Here is an 18,444-nt window from a genome sequence, read left to right as displayed (position 1 = left end):
AGCATGATTGAACGTTATACGCGCCCGGAAATGGGAGCTATTTGGACAGAGGAAAACAGATTTAAAGCATGGCTTGAAGTCGAGATCGTCGCCTGTGAAGCCTGGGCAGAGCTCGGAGAAATCCCGAAGGAGGATGTCGCGAAAATTCGCGAGAACGCCGGCTTTGATGTTGCGCGCATTCACGAGATTGAAGCAGAAACACGGCATGATGTCGTCGCATTTACCCGCGCTGTGTCCGAAACGCTCGGTGAAGAAAGAAAGTGGGTTCATTACGGACTGACTTCCACGGATGTCGTGGATACAGCGTTATCGTATCTGTTAAAGCAGGCGAATGAGATTCTTCTTGCTGATATAGAACGCTTTATCGAGATTTTAAAAAATAAAGCGATTGAACATAAGCGCACGGTGATGATGGGACGGACACATGGCGTGCATGCTGAGCCGACAACGTTTGGCTTGAAGCTCGCTCTATGGTATGAAGAGATGAAGCGTAACCTTGAGCGCTTCAAGCAGGCGGCAGAAGGTATCCGCTACGGCAAGCTGTCCGGCGCAGTCGGAACTTATGCGAACATTGATCCGGCGGTGGAGCAGCTTGTTTGTGAGAAGCTTGGCCTGAAGGCGGCGCCGATTTCAACGCAAACGCTGCAGCGTGACCGTCATGCTGATTATATGGCAGCTCTCGCTTTAATTGCGACTTCAATTGAGAAGTTTGCCGTGGAAGTACGTGGGCTGCAAAAAAGTGAAACACGTGAGGTTGAGGAGTTTTTTGCAAAGGGTCAAAAAGGTTCCTCGGCAATGCCGCACAAGCGTAACCCGGTCGGCTCAGAAAATATGACCGGTCTTGCCCGTGTCATTCGCGGCTATATGATGACCGCTTATGAAAATGTACCACTCTGGCACGAACGCGATATTTCGCACTCTTCCGCAGAACGGATCATCCTGCCGGACGCGACAATTGCTTTGAATTATATGCTGAACCGCTTCGGCAACATCATTAAGAACTTAACCGTCTTCCCGGAAAATATGAAGCGCAACATGACCCGGACATATGGTCTGATTTACTCTCAGCGCGTCCTGCTTTCCCTCATTAATAAAGGGATGGTGCGCGAAGAAGCGTATGACCTCGTCCAGCCGAAAGCGATGGAGGCGTGGGAAAAAGGTGTGCAATTCCGTGAGCTGGTTGAGGCCGAAGAACGGATTACGAGCATGCTTTCACCTGAAGAGATTGAGGAGTGCTTCAATTATGAGCATCATCTCAAGCATGTCGATACGATTTTCGAGCGTCTCGGTCTGGAGAACTAAAGAGGAGATCGTGCAGCGGTTATAGCGCTGCACGATACTCCTACTATCAGGAACAATATTTTGTACATGGAGGGTCCACGATGGAAAAAGGTGTCCTGCTTTATGAAGGAAAGGCAAAGAAAATCTATCAAACTAGTGAAGAGAATCAGCTGTGGGTAAGCTACAAGGATGACGCAACCGCTTTTAACGGCGAGAAGAAAGAAACCCTTGCCGGCAAAGCACGGCTTAATAATGAAATTTCCTCGCTTCTGTTTGCTCATTTGCAAAAAAGCGGAATCGAAAGCCATTTTATCAAGAAGCTTTCCGAAACGGAGCAGCTTGTGAAAAAGGTCGAAATTATTCCGTTAGAGGTTGTGACGCGAAATATCGTTGCCGGCAGCTTATCAAAGCGCCTCGGAATGGAAGAAGGCACCCCATTAAAGACCCCGATTGTCGAGTTTTACTATAAGGACGATGACTTAGGTGATCCGCTTGTAACCGAAGATCATATTGCGATTTTAGAAGCGGCTTCAAGCGAGGATTTGGCGGTACTGAGAGAAAAAGCGATTGCCGTCAACGAACAGCTGGTAATGCTTTTTGATGAGTTGAATATCCGTCTCGTTGATTTCAAACTGGAATTTGGCCGCACGGACGACGGAGCGATTTTATTGGCTGATGAAATTTCACCGGATACATGCCGGCTGTGGGACAAGGATACCAATCAGCGCTTTGACAAGGATTTATTCAGACGAAATTTAGGCAGCTTGCAGGAAGGCTATCAGGAAATATTAACACGATTAGGAGGAGCATCATGTACAAAGTAAAGGTGTATGTCACGTTAAGAGAAAGTGTTCTTGATCCACAGGGAGGAGCGGTAAAGCGTGCCCTTCATACGATGGATTACGCTGAGGTGGAGGATGTCCGGATTGGAAAGTACATGGAACTGATTGTGAAAGAGACGGCCAATATTGACCAGCGCGTTGATGAAATGTGCGCCAAGCTGTTAGCCAACACGGTGATTGAAGATTACCGTTATGAAATTGAGGAGGTTGTCCCGTCATGAAGTTTGCGGTAATCGTCTTTCCTGGTTCAAACTGCGATGCGGATATGTTTTTTGCGATTCGGGATGCGCTGAAGGAAGAAGTAGAATATGTTCGTTACGACGAGACATCGCTCGACGGCTTTGATGGCGTCCTGCTGCCTGGCGGATTTTCTTATGGCGATTACTTGCGTTCCGGCGCGATTGCCGGTTTTGCTCCGATTATGGCGGCTGTCAGACAAGCGGCGGCGGAAGGTAAGCCGGTTCTCGGAGTTTGCAACGGATTCCAGATGTTGCTGGAGCTTGGGCTGCTTCCTGGCGCGATGAAGCGGAATGAAGGATTGAAATTCATCTGCCGGCCGACGGAATTGATTGTTGAGAACAATGAAACGATGTTTACTTCAGGCTATGAAGCTGGTGAACAGATTACGATTCCAGTTGCCCATGGAGAAGGAAACTATGAATGCGACGACAAGACGCTGGCTGAGCTGAAAGCGAACAAGCAAATCGTCTTCACTTACAAAGAAAACATTAACGGCTCAAAGGCGAATATTGCCGGGATCAAAAATGAAGCTGGGAATGTTCTTGGGATGATGCCGCATCCGGAGCGGGCTGTGGAAGAAATGCTTGGCAGCAAAGATGGATTAAAGCTATTTCAATCGATTGTACGAAATTGGAGGGAATCTCATGTCACTACTTCTTGAACCAACAGCTGAGCGTGTAAAGGAAGAGAAGCTTTACCGCGAGATGGGGTTAACGGATGATGAATTCGCCATGATTGAAGACATTCTCGGGCGGACGCCAAATTATACAGAAACCGGGCTGTTCTCGGTGATGTGGTCGGAGCATTGCAGCTATAAGAATTCAAAGGTGCTTCTTAAGAAATTCCCGACCGAAGGGGAGCGCGTCCTGCAAGGACCCGGGGAAGGCGCGGGTATTATTGACATCGGGGATGAGCAGGCGGTCGTGTTCAAGGTCGAAAGCCATAATCACCCATCGGCGATTGAGCCATATCAAGGAGCGGCTACTGGAGTCGGCGGTATTTTACGCGATGTCTTCTCCATGGGGGCTCGTCCAATTTCGTTACTGAATTCATTGCGCTTTGGAGAATTAACATCTCCACGTGTGCGTTATTTATTTGAAGAAGTCGTTGCCGGGATTGCTGGCTACGGTAACTGCATCGGGGTTCCGACCGTTGGCGGAGAGGTCCAGTTCGATCCGTGCTACGAAGGAAATCCCCTTGTCAATGCGATGTGCGTCGGTTTGATTGATCATAAGGATATTCAAAAAGGCCAGGCGAAGGGTGTCGGCAATACCGTGATGTATGTCGGCGCAAGCACGGGGCGTGACGGAATCCACGGGGCAACCTTTGCTTCTGAAGAACTGGGTGAAGACTCTGATGAGAAGCGTCCGGCTGTTCAGGTCGGCGACCCATTTATGGAGAAGCTGCTGCTCGAAGCCTGTCTTGAACTGATTCAAAGTGATGCCCTTGTCGGCATTCAGGATATGGGGGCAGCCGGCTTAACTTCCTCTTCAGCGGAGATGGCGAGCAAGGCCGGTTCAGGCATCGAGATGAATCTTGATCTTGTGCCGCAGCGCGAAAAAGGAATGACACCATATGAAATGATGCTTTCGGAATCTCAGGAGCGGATGCTGATCGTCGTCAAAAAAGGACGCGAGCAGGAAATTAAAGATATTTTCGACCGTTGGGGACTGCTTTCGGCAGAGGTGGGTCATGTGACTGATGACAAGCGTTTACGCCTCTTGCATAAAGGAGAAGTTGTTGCTGATCTCCCGGTTGATGCGCTGGCAGAGGAAGCACCTGTTTACCATAAGCCATCACGTGTGCCGGCTTATTATGAAGCGTTCCAGCAGCAGGAAGAAAAGGTGCCGGCTGTGAGCGATTATAAAGAGACGCTCTTGCAGCTTCTGGCCCAACCGACGATTGCCAGCAAGGAATGGGTCTACGATCAATATGATTATATGGTGCAAACAAATACGGTTGTGGAACCGGGCTCCGATGCAGCCGTTGTCCGTATTCGCGGAACACGCAAAGCATTGGCGATGACGACTGACTGCAACTCGCGTTATCTTTACCTCGATCCTGAGGTTGGCGGTCAGATCGCGGTCGCCGAAGCAGCGCGCAATATTGTTTGCTCGGGCGGGGCGCCGCTCGGCTTAACAGATGGGCTTAATTACGGAAGTCCAGATAAGCCGGAAATTTTCTGGCAGCTGGAAAAGTCAACCGATGGCATGAGTGAAGCGTGCCGCGTTCTCGAAACACCGGTTATCGGCGGGAATGTCTCGCTTTACAATGAAACGAATGGCGTAGCAGTCTATCCGACTCCTGTCATTGGCATGGTCGGGTTAATTGAAGATACCGATCATATTACGACCCAGTCGTTTAAACAGGCAGGGGACTACATTTACCTGCTCGGCGAGACAAAGCCGGAGTTCGGTGGAAGTGAGCTGCAAAAGCTGACAGACGGCACAATTTCCGGAAAAGCGCCTATGATTGATTTAACTGTCGAGAAGAAACGTCAGGAGCAGCTGTTGACAGCGATTAAGCAAGGGCTTGTCGCCTCTGCCCATGATGTCGCTGAAGGCGGGGTCGCTGTCGCGCTGGCCGAGTGTATGACAGACGGCGAAGTCGGTGCAAGTGTTACGCTTGCTGGTGAAGCGACGGCGGCGCTGTTTGCAGAGTCGCAATCACGTTTTATTGTTACTGTGGCTAAGGAGAACGCTGCTCAGTTTGAACAGCTTGTCGAGGCGCAGAAAATTGGTGAAGTAAGCGCAGGTCGCGTCCTGACGGTGAAAAACGAGGATCATGAAACGATCTTAACGACAACGCAGAATGAAATTGTCAAGGCTTGGAAAGGAGCCATTCCATGTTTGCTGAAATCAAAGGCTTAAATGAAGAATGTGGTGTATTCGCAATCTGGGGTCATAAGGATGCCGCTCACTTAACATATTACGGCCTGCACAGTCTTCAGCATCGCGGGCAAGAGGGCGCCGGTATTGTGGCGACGGACGGAGAGCGGTTAAAGATTCATAAAGGTCTGGGGCTTGTGAATGATGTGTTCAGGGAAGAGGATTTTAACGATTTAAGCGGTCATGCGGCGATTGGTCATGTCCGCTATGCCACAGCAGGAGGCGGCGGGCTGGCGAATGTGCAGCCACTGCTGTTCCGTTCACAGCTTGGAAGTCTGGCAATCGCGCACAACGGCAACCTCGTCAATGCGAATAATATGAAGCATCAGCTTGAGAGTCAGGGTAGCATTTTTCAATCAACCTCCGATACGGAGGTGCTTGCCCACCTGATTAAGCGCAGCGGCTACCATACGCTTGAACAGCAATTGTACTCTTCCTTGACGATGCTTAAAGGGGCGTATGCCTTCGCGGTCATGAACGAAAAGCAGCTGTTTGTCGCGCTTGATCCAAATGGATTGCGTCCGCTTTCGATTGGCCGTCTTGGTGACGCCTATGTCGTCGCTTCCGAGACGTGTGCGTTTGATTTAATTGGCGCTACTTATGAGCGTGAAGTACAGCCTGGCGAACTGATTACGATTGATGAGCAGGGGCTCCGCTCGCAACGGTTTACCGGTCAATCCTCACGAGCGATTTGCAGTATGGAATACATTTATTTTGCCCGTCCTGACAGCAATGTCGATGAGCTGAATGTTCATACCTCCCGTAAAAACTTAGGCAAGCAGCTGGCGCTTGAATCGCCGGTTGAAGCTGATGTTGTCACAGGTGTGCCGGATTCAAGCATCTCCGCGGCGATCGGTTATGCTGAACAAACCGGAATTCCTTATGAACTCGGAATGATCAAAAACCGCTATGTCGGCCGGACGTTTATCCAGCCGTCCCAGGAGCTTCGCGAGCAGGGAGTGAAAATGAAGCTTTCCGCTGTACGTGGAGTCGTCGAAGGGAAGCGCGTTGTGATGATCGATGATTCGATCGTGCGTGGAACGACTAGCCGCCGGATCGTCAAAATGCTGCGTGAAGCCGGAGCCGTGGAAGTCCATGTGCGGATTAGTTCACCGCCGATCACCCATCCGTGCTTTTATGGAATTGACACGTCGACCACGGGCGAGCTGATTGCCTCTAATCATTCAATTGAAGAAATGCGTGAAATGATGGGGGCGGACACACTGGCCTTTCTTAGTACGGACGGGCTGATGAAGGGGATTGGCCGCTCTGACGCTGATCCGAATTGCGGCCAATGTCTGGCGTGCTTTACAGGAAAGTACCCAACGGAAATTTATCCGGATACGTTACATCCTTATGCGAAGGTATAAAGGAGAAGGGAGCAGGAACAATGTCAGAAGCATATAAACAAGCAGGGGTAAGTCTTGAAGCAGGGTATGAGGCAGTGGAACGGATGAAGCAGCACGTCAATCGGACAAAGCGCGCCGGTGTGATGGGCGGACTTGGAGGTTTTGGCGGCATGTTCGACCTTTCGACGCTCGGCCTGAAGGAGCCTGTGCTTGTCTCCGGAACGGATGGCGTTGGAACAAAGCTGATGCTTGCCTTTATGCTTGACCGCCATGACACGATTGGCGTCGATGCAGTGGCGATGTGCGTCAACGATATTGTCGTCCAGGGGGCGGAGCCTCTCTATTTCCTTGATTATATCGCTTGTGGAAAGGCTGTGCCAGAGCGACTGGAAGCCATTGTAAAAGGGGTTGCCGATGGCTGTGAACAGGCCGGCTGCGCCCTTGTCGGCGGAGAAACGGCTGAGATGCCGGGCATGTATGCCGAGGATGAATATGATCTTGCCGGCTTTGCAGTCGGTGCGGTCGAGAAGCAGCAGCTAATCACAGGGGAAAAGATTCAGGCTGGGGATGTCGTGATTGGCCTAGCTTCCAGTGGTCTTCACAGCAACGGCTTCTCACTCGTCCGGAAAATTTTTCTCAATGATCATGGTTTTTCCTTAACCGATCAGATCGAGGAATTAGGAAAGTCGCTTGGTGATGAGCTGTTAACACCGACGAAGATTTACGTCAAGCCGGTTTTAGCCTGCCTGACTAAATATTCGGTCCACGGACTGGCTCATATTACCGGCGGCGGCTTTTACGAAAATATTCCGCGCATGCTTCCAGAGGGAACAGCTGTCGCGATTGAGCACGGTTCATGGCCGATCCCGCCTGTTTTTCCTTTGCTGCAGAAATATGGCAAGCTGAGCGAAAAAGAGCTGTTTTCCACCTTTAATATGGGCATTGGCATGGTGATGGTCGTGCCAAAAAAGGAGCAGGATGCTGTCCTTGCCGAGCTTAAAGCACAAGGGGAGTCTGCTTTTGTTATCGGGCGCGTGGAGGCTGGCAATGGTGTTGTGATCGGAGGCATTGACGAATGAGGATGGCTGTTTTTGCCTCAGGAAGCGGAACGAACGCAGAAGCGATTATTGCCGCGACGAAAGAGGGCCGGGTTGCCGCAGAGGTTGTTCTAGTCGTCAGCGATAATCCGCAGGCAAAAGTAATTGAACGGGCGAAAAATCACGGCATCGCGGTTATGGACTTTGATCCGAAAGCCTATCCGGACAAGGCGGCTTTTGAACGGGAAATCGTCGAGGAACTTACGAAGCGGCGAATTGAATTTGTCGCGCTTGCCGGCTATATGCGGCTAATCGGAACGACCTTACTTGAGGCCTATGAAGGACGGATTGTCAATATTCATCCGTCTCTCCTACCATCCTTTCCCGGGCTTGACGCAATTGGTCAGGCTTTTGCGGCGAAGGTCAAGGTTACCGGGGTGACGATTCATTATGTCGATGCGGGAATGGATACAGGACCGATTATCGCGCAGGAAGCGGTGACGATTGAAGAGGACGATACGATCGAGACATTGCGGCAAAAGGTGCAGAAGGTCGAGCATTCTTTGTATCCGCGCACGTTGCAGCGTATCGTGAAAGAACGCAGGTAAACGGGTGTTGCAGCGACCATTGATTGGAGAACAGAAGAAGGGATTGGAGCAGAATGAGTAAGAAGCGAGCGTTAGTCAGTGTCTCAAATAAGGAAGGAATCGTTGAATTTGTCCAGGCTTTGGTTGGACTGGGATTTGAAGTTGTTTCGACAGGCGGAACAAAGAAAGCTCTTGAAGCAGCTAAAGTTCCTGTCATTGGGATTTCCGAAGTGACGGGCTTTCCGGAAATTTTAGATGGGCGGGTAAAGACGCTGCATCCGAATATACATAGCGGCTTGCTGGCGATGCGCGAGCGCGAGGAGCATCAGCAGCAGCTTGCCGAGCATCAGATTACACCGATTGACGTAGTCGTCGTCAACCTGTACCCGTTTAAAGAAACGATTGCCAAGCCGGACTGTACGTTTGTCGATGCGATTGAGAACATTGATATTGGTGGTCCGAGTATGCTGCGGGCGGCGGCGAAAAACCACCAGCATGTGGCCGTTGTCGTCGACCCGGCTGATTACGCGGTTGTGCTTGACGAGCTAAAGCAGGAGCAGGCGGTCTCCGTAGAAACGAAACGCCGCTTAGCGGCGAAAGTATTCCGCCATACCGCTTCTTATGATGCGTTGATTGCTGAATATTTGACGAAGGCAGTTGGAGAAGAAGAGCCGGAAAGCCTAACCGTGACGTTCGAGCGGAAGCAGGGCTTGCGCTACGGCGAAAATCCACATCAGCGGGCGACGTTCTACCAAAAGCCGCTTGCTGACCCAAGCTCAATTGCTGAAGCAAAGCAGCTGCACGGCAAGGAGCTTTCTTATAACAATATTCATGACGCTGATGCCGCATTAGCGATTGTGAAGGAGTTTACAGAGCCAGCAGTTGTCGCTGTCAAACATATGAACCCATGCGGTGTCGGAACAGGAGCGACGATCGAGGAAGCTTACAATCGTGCCTATGAAGCGGATTCTGTGTCGATATTTGGCGGAATCATTGCCGCAAACCGTGAAATTGATGAAGCAACCGCTTTGAAAATGAAGGAGATTTTCCTTGAAATTATCATCGCGCCATCGTTCTCGGAGAAGGCTGTACAAATTCTAACAGCGAAGAAGAACTTGCGCTTATTAACTGTCCCTGTTCAAAAGCAAACCGAGCCGGAAGCGATGCTCACTTCTGTTCACGGTGGTCTTCTTTTGCAGGATGAAGATTTGCTCGGACTGGAGGATGCTGAGATTTCAATTCCGACAAAGCGTGAACCGACAGAAGAGGAATGGGAAGCATTAAAGCTTGCCTGGAAAGTCGTCAAGCATGTGAAATCGAATGCAATTGTGGTCACGAACGGCTTAATGACAGTCGGCGTCGGAGCTGGACAAATGAACCGCGTCGGCTCGGCTGATATCGCAATCAAGCAGGCAGGCGAACGAATCGAAGGAGCCGTCCTGGGCTCCGATGCCTTCTTCCCGATGGGAGATACAGTTGAATTAGCCGGAAAAGCCGGTATCACGGCCATCATTCAGCCAGGCGGCTCAATCCGTGACGAAGAATCAATCGAAATGGCCGACAAATACAACATCGCCATGGTCATGACCGGCATCCGCCACTTTAAACACTGAAGCTTTTAAGCAAAAGGCGCTTTTTCCTTTTGCTTAAAAGCGAAACAATGAGCGGAGTCGCTACATGTTTTAAAAGCCTTGAGAGAAGCGGGTTTCTTCTCTCAAGGCGAGTAGCGAACGGAGCCATTGCAAGCTGATGATACAGCTTGAAAAAGAGAGGAGTCGGCGCAAGGGTTTCAAAAGTCAGAAGGAAAGCGGGTTTCTTTCCTTCTGACTGCGCGCCGAACGGAGCCGCTGCTATTCATCGCCATATAGGCAAAGGCGCTTTTTCCTTTTGCTTAAAAGCGAAACAATGAGCGGAGTCGCTACATGTTTTAAAAGCCTTGAGAGAAGCGGGTTTCTTCTCTCAAGGCGAGTAGCGAACGGAGCCATTGCAAGCTGATGATACAGCTTGAAAAAGAGAGGAGTCGGCGCGTCGAACGGAGCCGCTGCTATTCATCGCCATATAAGCAAAAGGCGCTTTTCCCTTTTGCTTAAAAGCGAATCAGCGAAGTTAACGTATAGCATAGAAAAGTCAATTCATAAAGGAGGGGGAAGACATGAACGTACTGATTATTGGAAGCGGGGGGCGCGAGCATGCGTTAGCCTGGAAAATGGCCGACAGTCCGCAGGTGACAGAGGTGTTTGTCGCGCCGGGGAATGATGGTATGGCGGATGTCGCGACGCTTGTTCCGATCGCGGAAAAAGAGCATGATCAGCTTGTGGCGTTTGCGAAGGAAAACGAGATTCATCTTACATTTGTCGGCCCTGAGGCCCCGTTGCTTGACGGGATCGTCAATCGTTTTCAGGCAGAGGAGTTGCGAATTTTTGGCCCGACAAAGGAAGCGGCTCTGCTTGAAGGAAGCAAATCGTTCGCCAAGCATATTATGAAAAAATACAACATCCCGACAGGCAGCTATGAAACCTTTACGGATTATGACAAGGCTCTGGCCTATGTGAAGGAAAAAGGAGCTCCAATCGTCATCAAGGCCGACGGACTGGCGGCAGGTAAAGGGGTCGTTGTGGCGATGACGGAGCAGGAAGCGACTGAAGCTCTGGCTTCGATGCTGAAGGAGCATGCTTTCGGCGAGGCGAGTCATCAGGTCGTCATCGAAGAATATTTGGATGGTGAAGAGCTTTCTTTAATGGCTTTTGTACATCAGGGAACTGTAGTGCCGATGGTTGGGGCGCAGGATCATAAACGGGCTTTTGACGGAGATCAGGGACCTAATACAGGTGGAATGGGCGCATACTCTCCTGTTCCGCAATTTACGAGCGAAGAGGTGGAGAAAGCTGTTCAGCGCATTTTGCAGCCGACAGCCGATGCTCTAATTAAAGAAGGAATTCCATTTACGGGAATTCTATATGCCGGGCTGATGATGACGGCGGAAGGGCCAAAGGTCATTGAATTTAATGTCCGCTTCGGCGATCCGGAAACGCAGGTTGTCCTGCCGCGGCTCGACTCCGATCTTCTTGCTGTTTTAGATGCGTTACTTGCAGGGGAAACGCCGGAATTGACCTGGTCGGAGGAGGCGGTCGTTGGGATCGTACTGGCCAGCGAAGGATATCCGCGCGCTTATCAAAAAGGAACGCCGATTCATGGCCTCGATCAAGTCGACAGCGATGTCCTTGTATTCCATGCAGGGACGAAGCAGGAAAATGGAACGTGGATAACAAACGGCGGACGGGTTCTTTTGCTCGCTGCACGGAGGCCGTCTTTGGCTGCTGCCCAGCAGCGTGTGTATGAACAAGTCAAGCAGCTGGACACAGCCGGGTTGTTCTACCGTTCAGATATTGCCAATAAAGCTATTTTGCGCGCCTCTTCCTCATAAAAAAATAGACGGCGGCAACGATGGAGCCGATCAGCATAATATACACAAATAACGTATCGGTTGCATATTCTTGTATTGTAAACATTCTTCATCCTCCTGATAAATGGATGTGAAAGGATAACCTGAAGGTTAAAATAAACCTTTTTAGGTTATCCTTTTTATGATTCATGAATAAGGGTTCGCCTGCTGTTGCTGAGCAGAGCTTTGCTCATGGGGAAAAGATGAGCTTCTTTGTTCAGCCAGGTAAACAAGTGGACAAAAACGGGTAATGCCTTCTGCAACCTTCATGCCGCCCATTACGGCGCCAAGCAACGGGAGTGCATGGGATGGATTTCGGCCAAGTTTTGCTGTCGACCAGGCCAACAAAGTGAATCCGGCAGTTATTCGACAAAGGGCGTCAACTCTTCCGATATTTGGTTTCATGTACAACCTACCTTTCTGTCAAAATTGATGTTTCACAAAAAATTCGTTAAAAGATATCACATCTTTCGTGAGTTCACCCATAGAAATATGTTACGATTGAAAAAATAGGAATTGAAATGAGTGATGATGAAATGCCAGAGCGACTTTATCGCTGGACAAAACAACGACTGAGGCAACAGCTTGCTGTTGTGCAAGGAGATCGCGCTCCTTCAGTGGTCCTTAAGGAGGCAACGTATCTAAACCATGCCCGCCGCAAATGGTTGACCGCCAACATTTGGGTGACCGAGGACCGGATCGTTTATGTTGGCGATGAAATGCCTACGAAAACAACGGGGACAGAAATTGTGGATTGTAAAAAATCCTTTGTGGTACCTGGCTATATTGAGCACCACGCCCACCCGTTTCAACTATATAATCCCCACAGCTTTGCGAAATATGCGTCCTCTAGGGGAACGACAACGCTGATCAATGACAACATGATGTTCTTTTTGTATCTTGAAAAAAAGAAAGCGCTTTCCATTATTGAAGCCTTGAATGAGCTTCCGGCGACGATGTTCTGGTGGTGCCGCTATGATGCCCAGACGGAAGTGCTGGACGATGCCTTCTTTTCGCATTCGAAAATGAAGGAATGGCTGGAGCATCCGCTTGTCATCCAGGGTGGCGAGCTGACCTCATGGCCGAAGGTGTTGAACGGCGATGATTCGATTCTACACTGGATGCAGGAAACGACTCGTCTCCGCAAACGGATTGAAGGCCACTTGCCTGGCGCTTCTGAGCGGACTTTGGCGAAGATGGCTCTGTTAGGGGTCACCTGCGACCACGAGGCGATGACAGGAGAAGAGGTGGTGCGGCGTCTAAACCTCGGCTACATGACCTCTTTACGCCATTCGTCAATCCGGCCGGACTTACCGAAGCTGTTAAAGGAAATGAGAGAGCTTGGTGTTGACTATTTCGACAGATGCTTACTGACCACCGATGGGTCGCCACCTTCTTTTTACGAAAACGGTGTGATGGATCAGCTGATTAAGATTGCGATAGATAGCGGGCTTGATCCGATTGACGCTTATTCAATGGCAAGCTATAACGTCGCGAAGTATTATCAGCTTGACCACAAGCTTGGCATGATCGCGCCTGGCCGGATCGCTCATCTGAACATTCTTGAAGCGATTGACCAGCCGAATCCGAAAGCGGTGCTGGCAAAAGGACAATGGCTGGTGCGTGAAGGCCGGCAATGTGAAGGCTTTGAAGCGTTTCCGTGGGAAAAGTTCGGGATCGGACCGCTTGAAATTGATTGGGATTTGTCAGAAAGTGATTTATCTTTTTCGATGCCGATGGGAATTGAAATGGCCAATGCCGTTATTTTGAAGCCATATCAAATCTCGGTGGAGCCGACCGATCAGGAATTGGCGACGACGCACGATGAAAGCTTCTTTGTCATGATCGATAAAAACGGCAAGTGGCTTATTGCGACAATGATTAAAGGCTTCGCCACCCATGTGCTCGGCTTTGCCAGCTCGTTTTCGAACACCGGTGATATTATTTTAATAGGAAAAAATGTCTCCGATATGATCGCTGCCTTCCGGGCCCTGAAAAAGCAGGGCGGCGGAATGACGCTCGTTGAGGATGGCAATGTGATCGGCAGTATGACATTAGAACTGTTTGGTGTTTTATCAGCGAAACCGATGCAAGAGATTATGGAAGAAGAGAAAAAATTTGTTACACTATTACGGGAACGAGGCTATAAGCATGAAGACCCAATTTACAGCCTACTCTTCTTTTCATCAACCCATTTGCCGTATATCCGTGTCACCCAGCGTGGAATTTATGATGTGAAAAAGAAAACGGTACTCTTTCCTGCAATTATGCGGTAAACTAAAAAAGAAAGATCCTTTAGTGAGTTAATTCAGGAAAAGGTTGTGCGAGAGATGAAAAAAAGCAGTAGCAAATGGATCGCGGCAGTTGCCGCTTTGACGATGCTGGCCGCGTGTCAGAACGATGAACCGACGGTGGACATAGAAGAGGAACAGGTTGAACCGGTTGAAGATGCGGGAGAAGCCGAGGCTTCTCTCCCTTATACATATCCGTTAACAGGAGTTGGAACGGAGGAGCAGCTTGATCGTCGCGTTGTCGGCGTGACGATTAATAATCATCCTGCGGCAAGGCCTCAATCAGGCTTGGTTTCGGCGGATGTGGTCTATGAAGTGCTGGCGGAAGGCGAGGTTACCCGTTTTATCGCTTTGTATCACAGTCAATTGCCGGAGCGTGTCGGACCTGTGAGAAGCGCTCGGCCTTATTTTATTGACCTGGTGAACGGTTATAACGGGATGCTCGTCATTCATGGCTGGAGTCCGGAAGCCGAGCAATTATTGAATGGCGGGGCGGCGGATTTTCTAAACGGGCTGTCTTATGACGGAACGCTTTTTGAACGTTCTGCTGAACGGCAGGCTCCTCATAACTCCTATATTACGTTTGAGCATATTTTGGAAGGCTTTGAATCTCGTAACTATGAGCTGGACGGGCCTGTTCCAAGCTTGGATTTCTATGAAAATGAAGAAATTCAACTAGCGGGTGCGGACGGAAAGGCGATTGAAATTAATTATTATGACCGGAATATGGTCAACTATGTCTTCGATGAGGAACTGGGCGTCTACCATCGATTCAATGGAGAGGCACAGACAGTTGACCACGAAACGGACGAGCCGGTCAGTCTGGCGAACTTGTTCGTTGTCGAAGCTGAACACCGGACGCTGGATGATGTCGGACGTCGTGCCATTAATCTAACCTCAGGCGGAAAAGGAATCCTCTTTCAAAGCGGAATCGCCAATGAAGTGGATTGGGAAAATCGCGATGGTCAAATTATACCTGTCAGGGATGGGGTCCAAGTCCCGCTAAGCCCTGGACAAACATGGATTAATATTGTTCCTACTCTTACAAGTGTCACCTACTAAATGAAAAAGGAAAGGTGTGAATGACATTGCAAATAGATAAGCTGCGTGGCAAGGAGCTAGATCAATTATTTAAAGCGATTTTGTCATTAAAGGATCTTGAGGAATGTTATCAATTTTTCGATGATTTATGTACGATTAATGAAATCCAGTCCCTTGCACAACGTCTGGAGGTAGCCAGAATGCTGCAAAACGGCTTTACCTATCATAAAATCGAAACCGAAACAGGCGCCAGCACTGCGACGATTTCCCGCGTCAAACGGTGCCTGAACTATGGAAACGACGGCTATAAAATGACGCTTGACCGCGTCAAAGAAAACGAACTAAAAGTCGAAGAATAAAAGAGCCACTCAAAAGGCCGGTGTTAGCCTTTTGAGTGGCTCTTAGCCTGAAAGCGGAGCCGTAGGAAGATCTTCAAATTCATGAGTGAAGTCCTCATGAATTCCAGCGAGCGAAGCCAGGCGAAAAGGCCGGTGTTAGCCTTTTGAGTGGCTCTATTTTTTCAAAAGATAAGAAAGTATAAGATTTTCGGGTTGTTTCGAGGAAGGGCGGCGGCTTCGCACGTTACTCCTTAAAAGATGTACGCCGCTTCTAAGAAAAGCCGCTACGCGGTTTTTCTTAATGTCACCACGACAACTTCAGGGCGGTTGAAGATTCGTTGTGGAATGATGCTGTTGCCGAGTCCGCGGTTTACAATCATCGTTGCGCGCCCCATCGTATGGGTGCCGGCTGTATAGGCGGGGAACCAGCCCTGATTTGGAGCGACGAGCCCACCGCCGAATGGCAGGCGAAATTGGCCGCCGTGCGCGTGACCGGAGAAAATCAGGTCAACCGGATAATCGGCATAGCGAGCAAATTCCTCTGGTCGATGAGCCAATAAAATCGTGAATGGCTCGTCGGCGATAGTGAGAAAGGCCTGCTCAAGCATGTTCTCCGTTTGCTCACCTTGCGCCGGGTCATCGATGCCGACAAGCTGGATCGTATCCTCTCCGATCGCGAGCTCCGATGCTGTATTTCGCAATATGTGGACATCTGCGGCCGTTAACTGCTGTTCAAGCGATGAAAAGCGGCCGGATGACCATTCGTGATTGCCTGTTACGTAGTAAACAGGAGCGAGCTCGACCAGCTTTTCCATCAAGAGTAAGCTTGCCTCTTCATCGCCTTTAGCGGAATCAACAAGATCTCCGGTAAAAACGATGAGATCAGGCCGGGCGTCGGCAACTTTTTGTACAAGAGCCTGCTGCTCGCTGCCGAACCGTTTGTTATGTAAGTCGGATAATTGCACAATGCGGTACGCTGAAAAATTCAGCGGAAGACGCTCGGAATGAAGCGCTACTTCAGTCGTGACGAGCGAATTATTTTGCCAATGTGAGAACCAAAACAGGGATATAAGGATTGCAACTATTACAAGCAGGCGCTTCGTTATTCGTTTTTTCATTTTCTCACCTCATCTTGATAGTAGCACAGCGGGAGCAAAAAAAGGTATCAGATATAATCTCTTGATCGTCGTGCATTTCCACGCAAAGCAAGGTAAACTGTACTCATGAACAAGCAGGCAGAAGGAGGCAGACTATGAAACAACGATTAAAAGCCAAACTGGCGGCCGCGACAAAACGGGAGAAAGCGGAGCTGGTTATTAAAAATGGAATCATTATTGATGTGTTTTCGTTAACCACATATGAAGCAGATGTCGCGATTACAGACGGGATGATTGTTGGCGTCGGTTCGTATGAGGGGGGAGTGGAAATAGATGCGGCTGGTGCATTTCTTGCGCCATCCTTTATTGACGGTCATGTCCATATTGAGTCAGCAACGGTCACACCTGAGGAGTTTGCCAAGGTTGTGCTGCCGCATGGCGTGACGACCGTGATGACAGATCCGCATGAGCTGGCGAATGTAGGCGGAAAGGAGGCAGTCCGCTATATGCTGGAAGCGGCGAAAAATTTGCCACTCGATATTCGGATTATGGTGCCTTCCTGCGTCCCGGCGGCGAGCTTTGAGCATAATGGAGCGACGTTAACGGCGAAAGAAATTGAGGAGCTGTTTGATGAGGATCAGGCATATGGGCTGGCAGAAGTAATGGATTATCCGGCAGTGTTTGCCGGAGAGGAAGAGATGGTCGCAAAGCTGGAGGCTGCCAGGATGCGGCAAAAAGGAATCGACGGTCATGCTGCCGATTTGAATGGTGATGGGCTAAATGCCTACCGTGTGGCTGGAATTTCAAATGATCATGAAGCTGTTACCGCGAGCGAAGCAGAGGAGCGCATCCGCAGAGGGATGTATGTTCTCATTCGTGAGGGGACAGCCGCCAAGGATTTGGAGGCGCTTCTTCCGGCGGTCACAGCTGCCAACGCGAGACGATGCGTGTTTGCGACAGACGACAAGCATCTCGACGACCTTATCGATGAAGGAAGCATTGATGCCAGTGTGAGAAAAGCGGTTTCGCTAGGGCTCGACCCGCTTCAGGCAATTCAGATGGCGACCCTTAATGCGGCGGAGTGCTTCGGCCTCCGGGAAAAAGGAGCGATCGCGCCAGGCTATGAAGCGAGCCTCCTGTTCCTGCGTGATCTGGAGACGCTGGAAATCGAGCGCGTTTATGTGAAAGGGGAACTTATCGCCGAAAAGGGCGAGCTTAAAACGGTGTTACGCGAGCCAATCGCACCGCCGGACTTTCTCTTACACAGCATCAACGTAAAGCCGCTGGCGGATGATGCGTTTGCTTTGCCTGTTCGAGAGGAGGTGCAACCGGTTATTGGCGTCACACCGGGTTCGATCGTAACGAAGCATTTGCAGGAGCCTGTGGCTAGCCGCGATGGGCTTTTTCAGCCATCTGTTGCTAATAATCAGCTGAAGCTGGTCGTCGCTGAACGGCATCGGGCTCTCGGCCATGTCGGGGTCGGCATTGTCAAAGGAATTCCGCTCAAAAAAGGCGCGATGGCCGCAACGATTGCCCATGATTCTCATAATATTGTGGCGTGTGGAGCAGATGATGCGAGCATTCGTACTGCGATTGAGCAGTTGATCCGGATGAACGGTGGAATGGTGCTTGCTGAAGGGGAGAGCCTGATTGACGGGCTTCCTTTGCCGCTTGGCGGATTGATGTCGATAGCACCTTACGAAGAAGTTTATCGCTCGATAAAAACGTTGGATGCCGGCTTAAAAGAGCTCGGCGTGGAGGAAGGGTGGAATCCGTTCTTGACCTTGTCTTTTCTCGCTTTGCCGGTCATCCCGGCGCTAAAGCTGACCGATTGCGGCTTGTTTGATGTTGAAGCGTTCAGGCATTTGTAAGAAGTTGATTTCAAGTGCGGCTGAGCGGATAAAATGATAGCGGGAAATATGTAGAAGTAATGAGTGTAACCGCCTTGACCCTATAAAGCCCGTTGTGAGGAAGCTGCTGAAAAAGTACGATTTTCACTTTTTCAGCAGCT

At 50.0% G+C, this 18,444-nt stretch carries 17 protein-coding genes; 14 read left to right on the top strand and 3 right to left on the bottom strand.

Going from position 1 to position 18,444, the window contains the following annotated elements:
* Window positions 1–3 precede the first annotated feature (3 nt).
* The 10 genes from purB (at window position 4) to purD (ending at window position 11,648) form a co-directional block, all read left to right on the top strand.
* Complete coding sequence (purB, locus tag M3212_RS14895) at window positions 4–1,302, top strand: adenylosuccinate lyase (RefSeq protein WP_251194766.1); 1,299 nt, start codon at window positions 4–6, stop codon at window positions 1,300–1,302.
* Between the two features lie 80 nt (window positions 1,303–1,382).
* Window positions 1,383–2,105: a phosphoribosylaminoimidazolesuccinocarboxamide synthase gene (gene purC / locus M3212_RS14890; RefSeq protein WP_251194765.1), complete on the top strand. Its 723-nt coding sequence runs from the start codon at window positions 1,383–1,385 to the stop codon at window positions 2,103–2,105.
* On the top strand, window positions 2,093–2,344 hold the full coding sequence (gene purS / locus M3212_RS14885) for a phosphoribosylformylglycinamidine synthase subunit PurS (protein WP_251194764.1): 252 nt from the start codon (window positions 2,093–2,095) through the stop codon (window positions 2,342–2,344). The genes purC and purS overlap by 13 nt, the downstream gene beginning before the upstream one ends.
* On the top strand, window positions 2,341–3,024 hold the full coding sequence (gene purQ / locus M3212_RS14880; protein WP_251194763.1) for a phosphoribosylformylglycinamidine synthase subunit PurQ: 684 nt from the start codon (window positions 2,341–2,343) through the stop codon (window positions 3,022–3,024). Before purS ends, purQ begins: the two co-directional genes overlap by 4 nt.
* Window positions 3,008–5,233 carry a phosphoribosylformylglycinamidine synthase subunit PurL gene (purL, locus tag M3212_RS14875; RefSeq protein ID WP_251194762.1) on the top strand — a complete coding sequence of 742 codons (2,226 nt, stop codon included), beginning with the start codon at window positions 3,008–3,010 and terminating at the stop codon, window positions 5,231–5,233. The genes purQ and purL overlap by 17 nt, the downstream gene beginning before the upstream one ends.
* Window positions 5,209–6,621, top strand: a complete 1,413-nt coding sequence (gene purF / locus M3212_RS14870) for an amidophosphoribosyltransferase (RefSeq protein WP_251194761.1) — start codon at window positions 5,209–5,211, stop codon at window positions 6,619–6,621. The genes purL and purF overlap by 25 nt, the downstream gene beginning before the upstream one ends.
* A gap of 20 nt (window positions 6,622–6,641) precedes the next feature.
* Window positions 6,642–7,679, top strand: a complete 1,038-nt coding sequence (purM, locus tag M3212_RS14865; protein ID WP_251194760.1) for a phosphoribosylformylglycinamidine cyclo-ligase — start codon at window positions 6,642–6,644, stop codon at window positions 7,677–7,679.
* Window positions 7,676–8,245 carry a phosphoribosylglycinamide formyltransferase gene (gene purN / locus M3212_RS14860; protein ID WP_251194759.1) on the top strand — a complete coding sequence of 190 codons (570 nt, stop codon included), beginning with the start codon at window positions 7,676–7,678 and terminating at the stop codon, window positions 8,243–8,245. Before purM ends, purN begins: the two co-directional genes overlap by 4 nt.
* 53 nt (window positions 8,246–8,298) lie before the next feature.
* On the top strand, window positions 8,299–9,837 hold the full coding sequence (purH, locus tag M3212_RS14855) for a bifunctional phosphoribosylaminoimidazolecarboxamide formyltransferase/IMP cyclohydrolase (RefSeq protein ID WP_251194758.1): 1,539 nt from the start codon (window positions 8,299–8,301) through the stop codon (window positions 9,835–9,837).
* A 539-nt stretch (window positions 9,838–10,376) separates the two neighbouring features.
* Window positions 10,377–11,648 carry a phosphoribosylamine--glycine ligase gene (purD, locus tag M3212_RS14850; protein WP_251194757.1) on the top strand — a complete coding sequence of 424 codons (1,272 nt, stop codon included), beginning with the start codon at window positions 10,377–10,379 and terminating at the stop codon, window positions 11,646–11,648.
* Here the strand turns inward: purD and M3212_RS22305 are convergent.
* Together M3212_RS22305 and M3212_RS14845 are read right to left on the bottom strand one after the other, a co-directional pair.
* Complete coding sequence (locus M3212_RS22305) at window positions 11,623–11,733, bottom strand: EYxxD motif small membrane protein (protein WP_349774194.1); 111 nt, start codon at window positions 11,731–11,733, stop codon at window positions 11,623–11,625. The two genes, purD and M3212_RS22305, sit on opposite strands and share 26 nt — an antisense overlap.
* An 80-nt stretch (window positions 11,734–11,813) precedes the next feature.
* Window positions 11,814–12,071, bottom strand: coding sequence for a YgaP family membrane protein (locus M3212_RS14845; protein WP_251194756.1), 258 nt, complete (start codon window positions 12,069–12,071; stop codon window positions 11,814–11,816).
* Window positions 12,072–12,202: 131 nt separating this feature from the next.
* On the opposite strand from M3212_RS14845, the gene M3212_RS14840 reads away from it, so the two are divergent.
* Genes M3212_RS14840 through M3212_RS14830 form a run of 3 tightly spaced genes read left to right on the top strand, consistent with a single transcriptional unit; the run spans window position 12,203 to window position 15,357 of the window.
* The gene (locus tag M3212_RS14840) at window positions 12,203–13,942 is read left to right on the top strand and encodes an adenine deaminase C-terminal domain-containing protein (RefSeq protein ID WP_251194755.1); all 1,740 of its coding nucleotides are present in this window, start codon (window positions 12,203–12,205) and stop codon (window positions 13,940–13,942) included.
* A 54-nt stretch (window positions 13,943–13,996) separates the two neighbouring features.
* Window positions 13,997–15,019: a DUF3048 domain-containing protein gene (locus M3212_RS14835; RefSeq protein WP_251194754.1), complete on the top strand. Its 1,023-nt coding sequence runs from the start codon at window positions 13,997–13,999 to the stop codon at window positions 15,017–15,019.
* Window positions 15,020–15,045: 26 nt separating this feature from the next.
* Window positions 15,046–15,357: a YerC/YecD family TrpR-related protein gene (locus M3212_RS14830; RefSeq protein ID WP_251194787.1), complete on the top strand. Its 312-nt coding sequence runs from the start codon at window positions 15,046–15,048 to the stop codon at window positions 15,355–15,357.
* Window positions 15,358–15,620: 263 nt separating this feature from the next.
* Here the strand turns inward: M3212_RS14830 and M3212_RS14825 are convergent, their stop codons facing one another.
* Window positions 15,621–16,454 (bottom strand): metallophosphoesterase, encoded by an 834-nt coding sequence (locus M3212_RS14825; protein ID WP_251194753.1) that lies wholly within the window; start codon window positions 16,452–16,454, stop codon window positions 15,621–15,623.
* A 134-nt stretch (window positions 16,455–16,588) separates the two neighbouring features.
* Between M3212_RS14825 and ade the strand changes: the two genes are divergently transcribed.
* A complete protein-coding gene (gene ade, locus M3212_RS14820) occupies window positions 16,589–18,304 on the top strand; it encodes an adenine deaminase (protein ID WP_251194752.1) in 1,716 nt (571 codons plus the stop codon).
* The last annotated feature ends 140 nt before the right edge of the window (window positions 18,305–18,444 follow it).

The organism is Halalkalibacter oceani, assembly GCF_023715705.1.
GTDB lineage: Bacteria > Bacillota > Bacilli > Bacillales > Bacillaceae_D > Halalkalibacter > Halalkalibacter oceani_A.
This window is presented reverse-complemented; position numbering and strand designations above follow the sequence as displayed.

Excerpts from the sequence above, each read along its gene's own strand:
- purB (WP_251194766.1), top strand. The coding sequence starts at position 4 with ATGATTGAACGTTATACGCGCCCGGAAATGGGAGCTATTTGGACAGAG.
- purC (WP_251194765.1), top strand. The coding sequence starts at position 1,383 with ATGGAAAAAGGTGTCCTGCTTTATGAAGGAAAGGCAAAGAAAATCTAT.
- purS (WP_251194764.1), top strand. The coding sequence starts at position 2,093 with ATGTACAAAGTAAAGGTGTATGTCACGTTAAGAGAAAGTGTTCTTGAT.
- purQ (WP_251194763.1), top strand. The coding sequence starts at position 2,341 with ATGAAGTTTGCGGTAATCGTCTTTCCTGGTTCAAACTGCGATGCGGAT.
- purL (WP_251194762.1), top strand. The coding sequence starts at position 3,008 with ATGTCACTACTTCTTGAACCAACAGCTGAGCGTGTAAAGGAAGAGAAG.
- purF (WP_251194761.1), top strand. The coding sequence starts at position 5,209 with ATGTTTGCTGAAATCAAAGGCTTAAATGAAGAATGTGGTGTATTCGCA.
- purM (WP_251194760.1), top strand. The coding sequence starts at position 6,642 with ATGTCAGAAGCATATAAACAAGCAGGGGTAAGTCTTGAAGCAGGGTAT.
- purN (WP_251194759.1), top strand. The coding sequence starts at position 7,676 with ATGAGGATGGCTGTTTTTGCCTCAGGAAGCGGAACGAACGCAGAAGCG.
- purH (WP_251194758.1), top strand. The coding sequence starts at position 8,299 with ATGAGTAAGAAGCGAGCGTTAGTCAGTGTCTCAAATAAGGAAGGAATC.
- purD (WP_251194757.1), top strand. The coding sequence starts at position 10,377 with ATGAACGTACTGATTATTGGAAGCGGGGGGCGCGAGCATGCGTTAGCC.
- M3212_RS22305 (WP_349774194.1), bottom strand. The coding sequence starts at position 11,733 with ATGTTTACAATACAAGAATATGCAACCGATACGTTATTTGTGTATATT.
- M3212_RS14845 (WP_251194756.1), bottom strand. The coding sequence starts at position 12,071 with ATGAAACCAAATATCGGAAGAGTTGACGCCCTTTGTCGAATAACTGCC.
- M3212_RS14840 (WP_251194755.1), top strand. The coding sequence starts at position 12,203 with ATGCCAGAGCGACTTTATCGCTGGACAAAACAACGACTGAGGCAACAG.
- M3212_RS14835 (WP_251194754.1), top strand. The coding sequence starts at position 13,997 with ATGAAAAAAAGCAGTAGCAAATGGATCGCGGCAGTTGCCGCTTTGACG.
- M3212_RS14825 (WP_251194753.1), bottom strand. The coding sequence starts at position 16,454 with ATGAAAAAACGAATAACGAAGCGCCTGCTTGTAATAGTTGCAATCCTT.
- ade (WP_251194752.1), top strand. The coding sequence starts at position 16,589 with ATGAAACAACGATTAAAAGCCAAACTGGCGGCCGCGACAAAACGGGAG.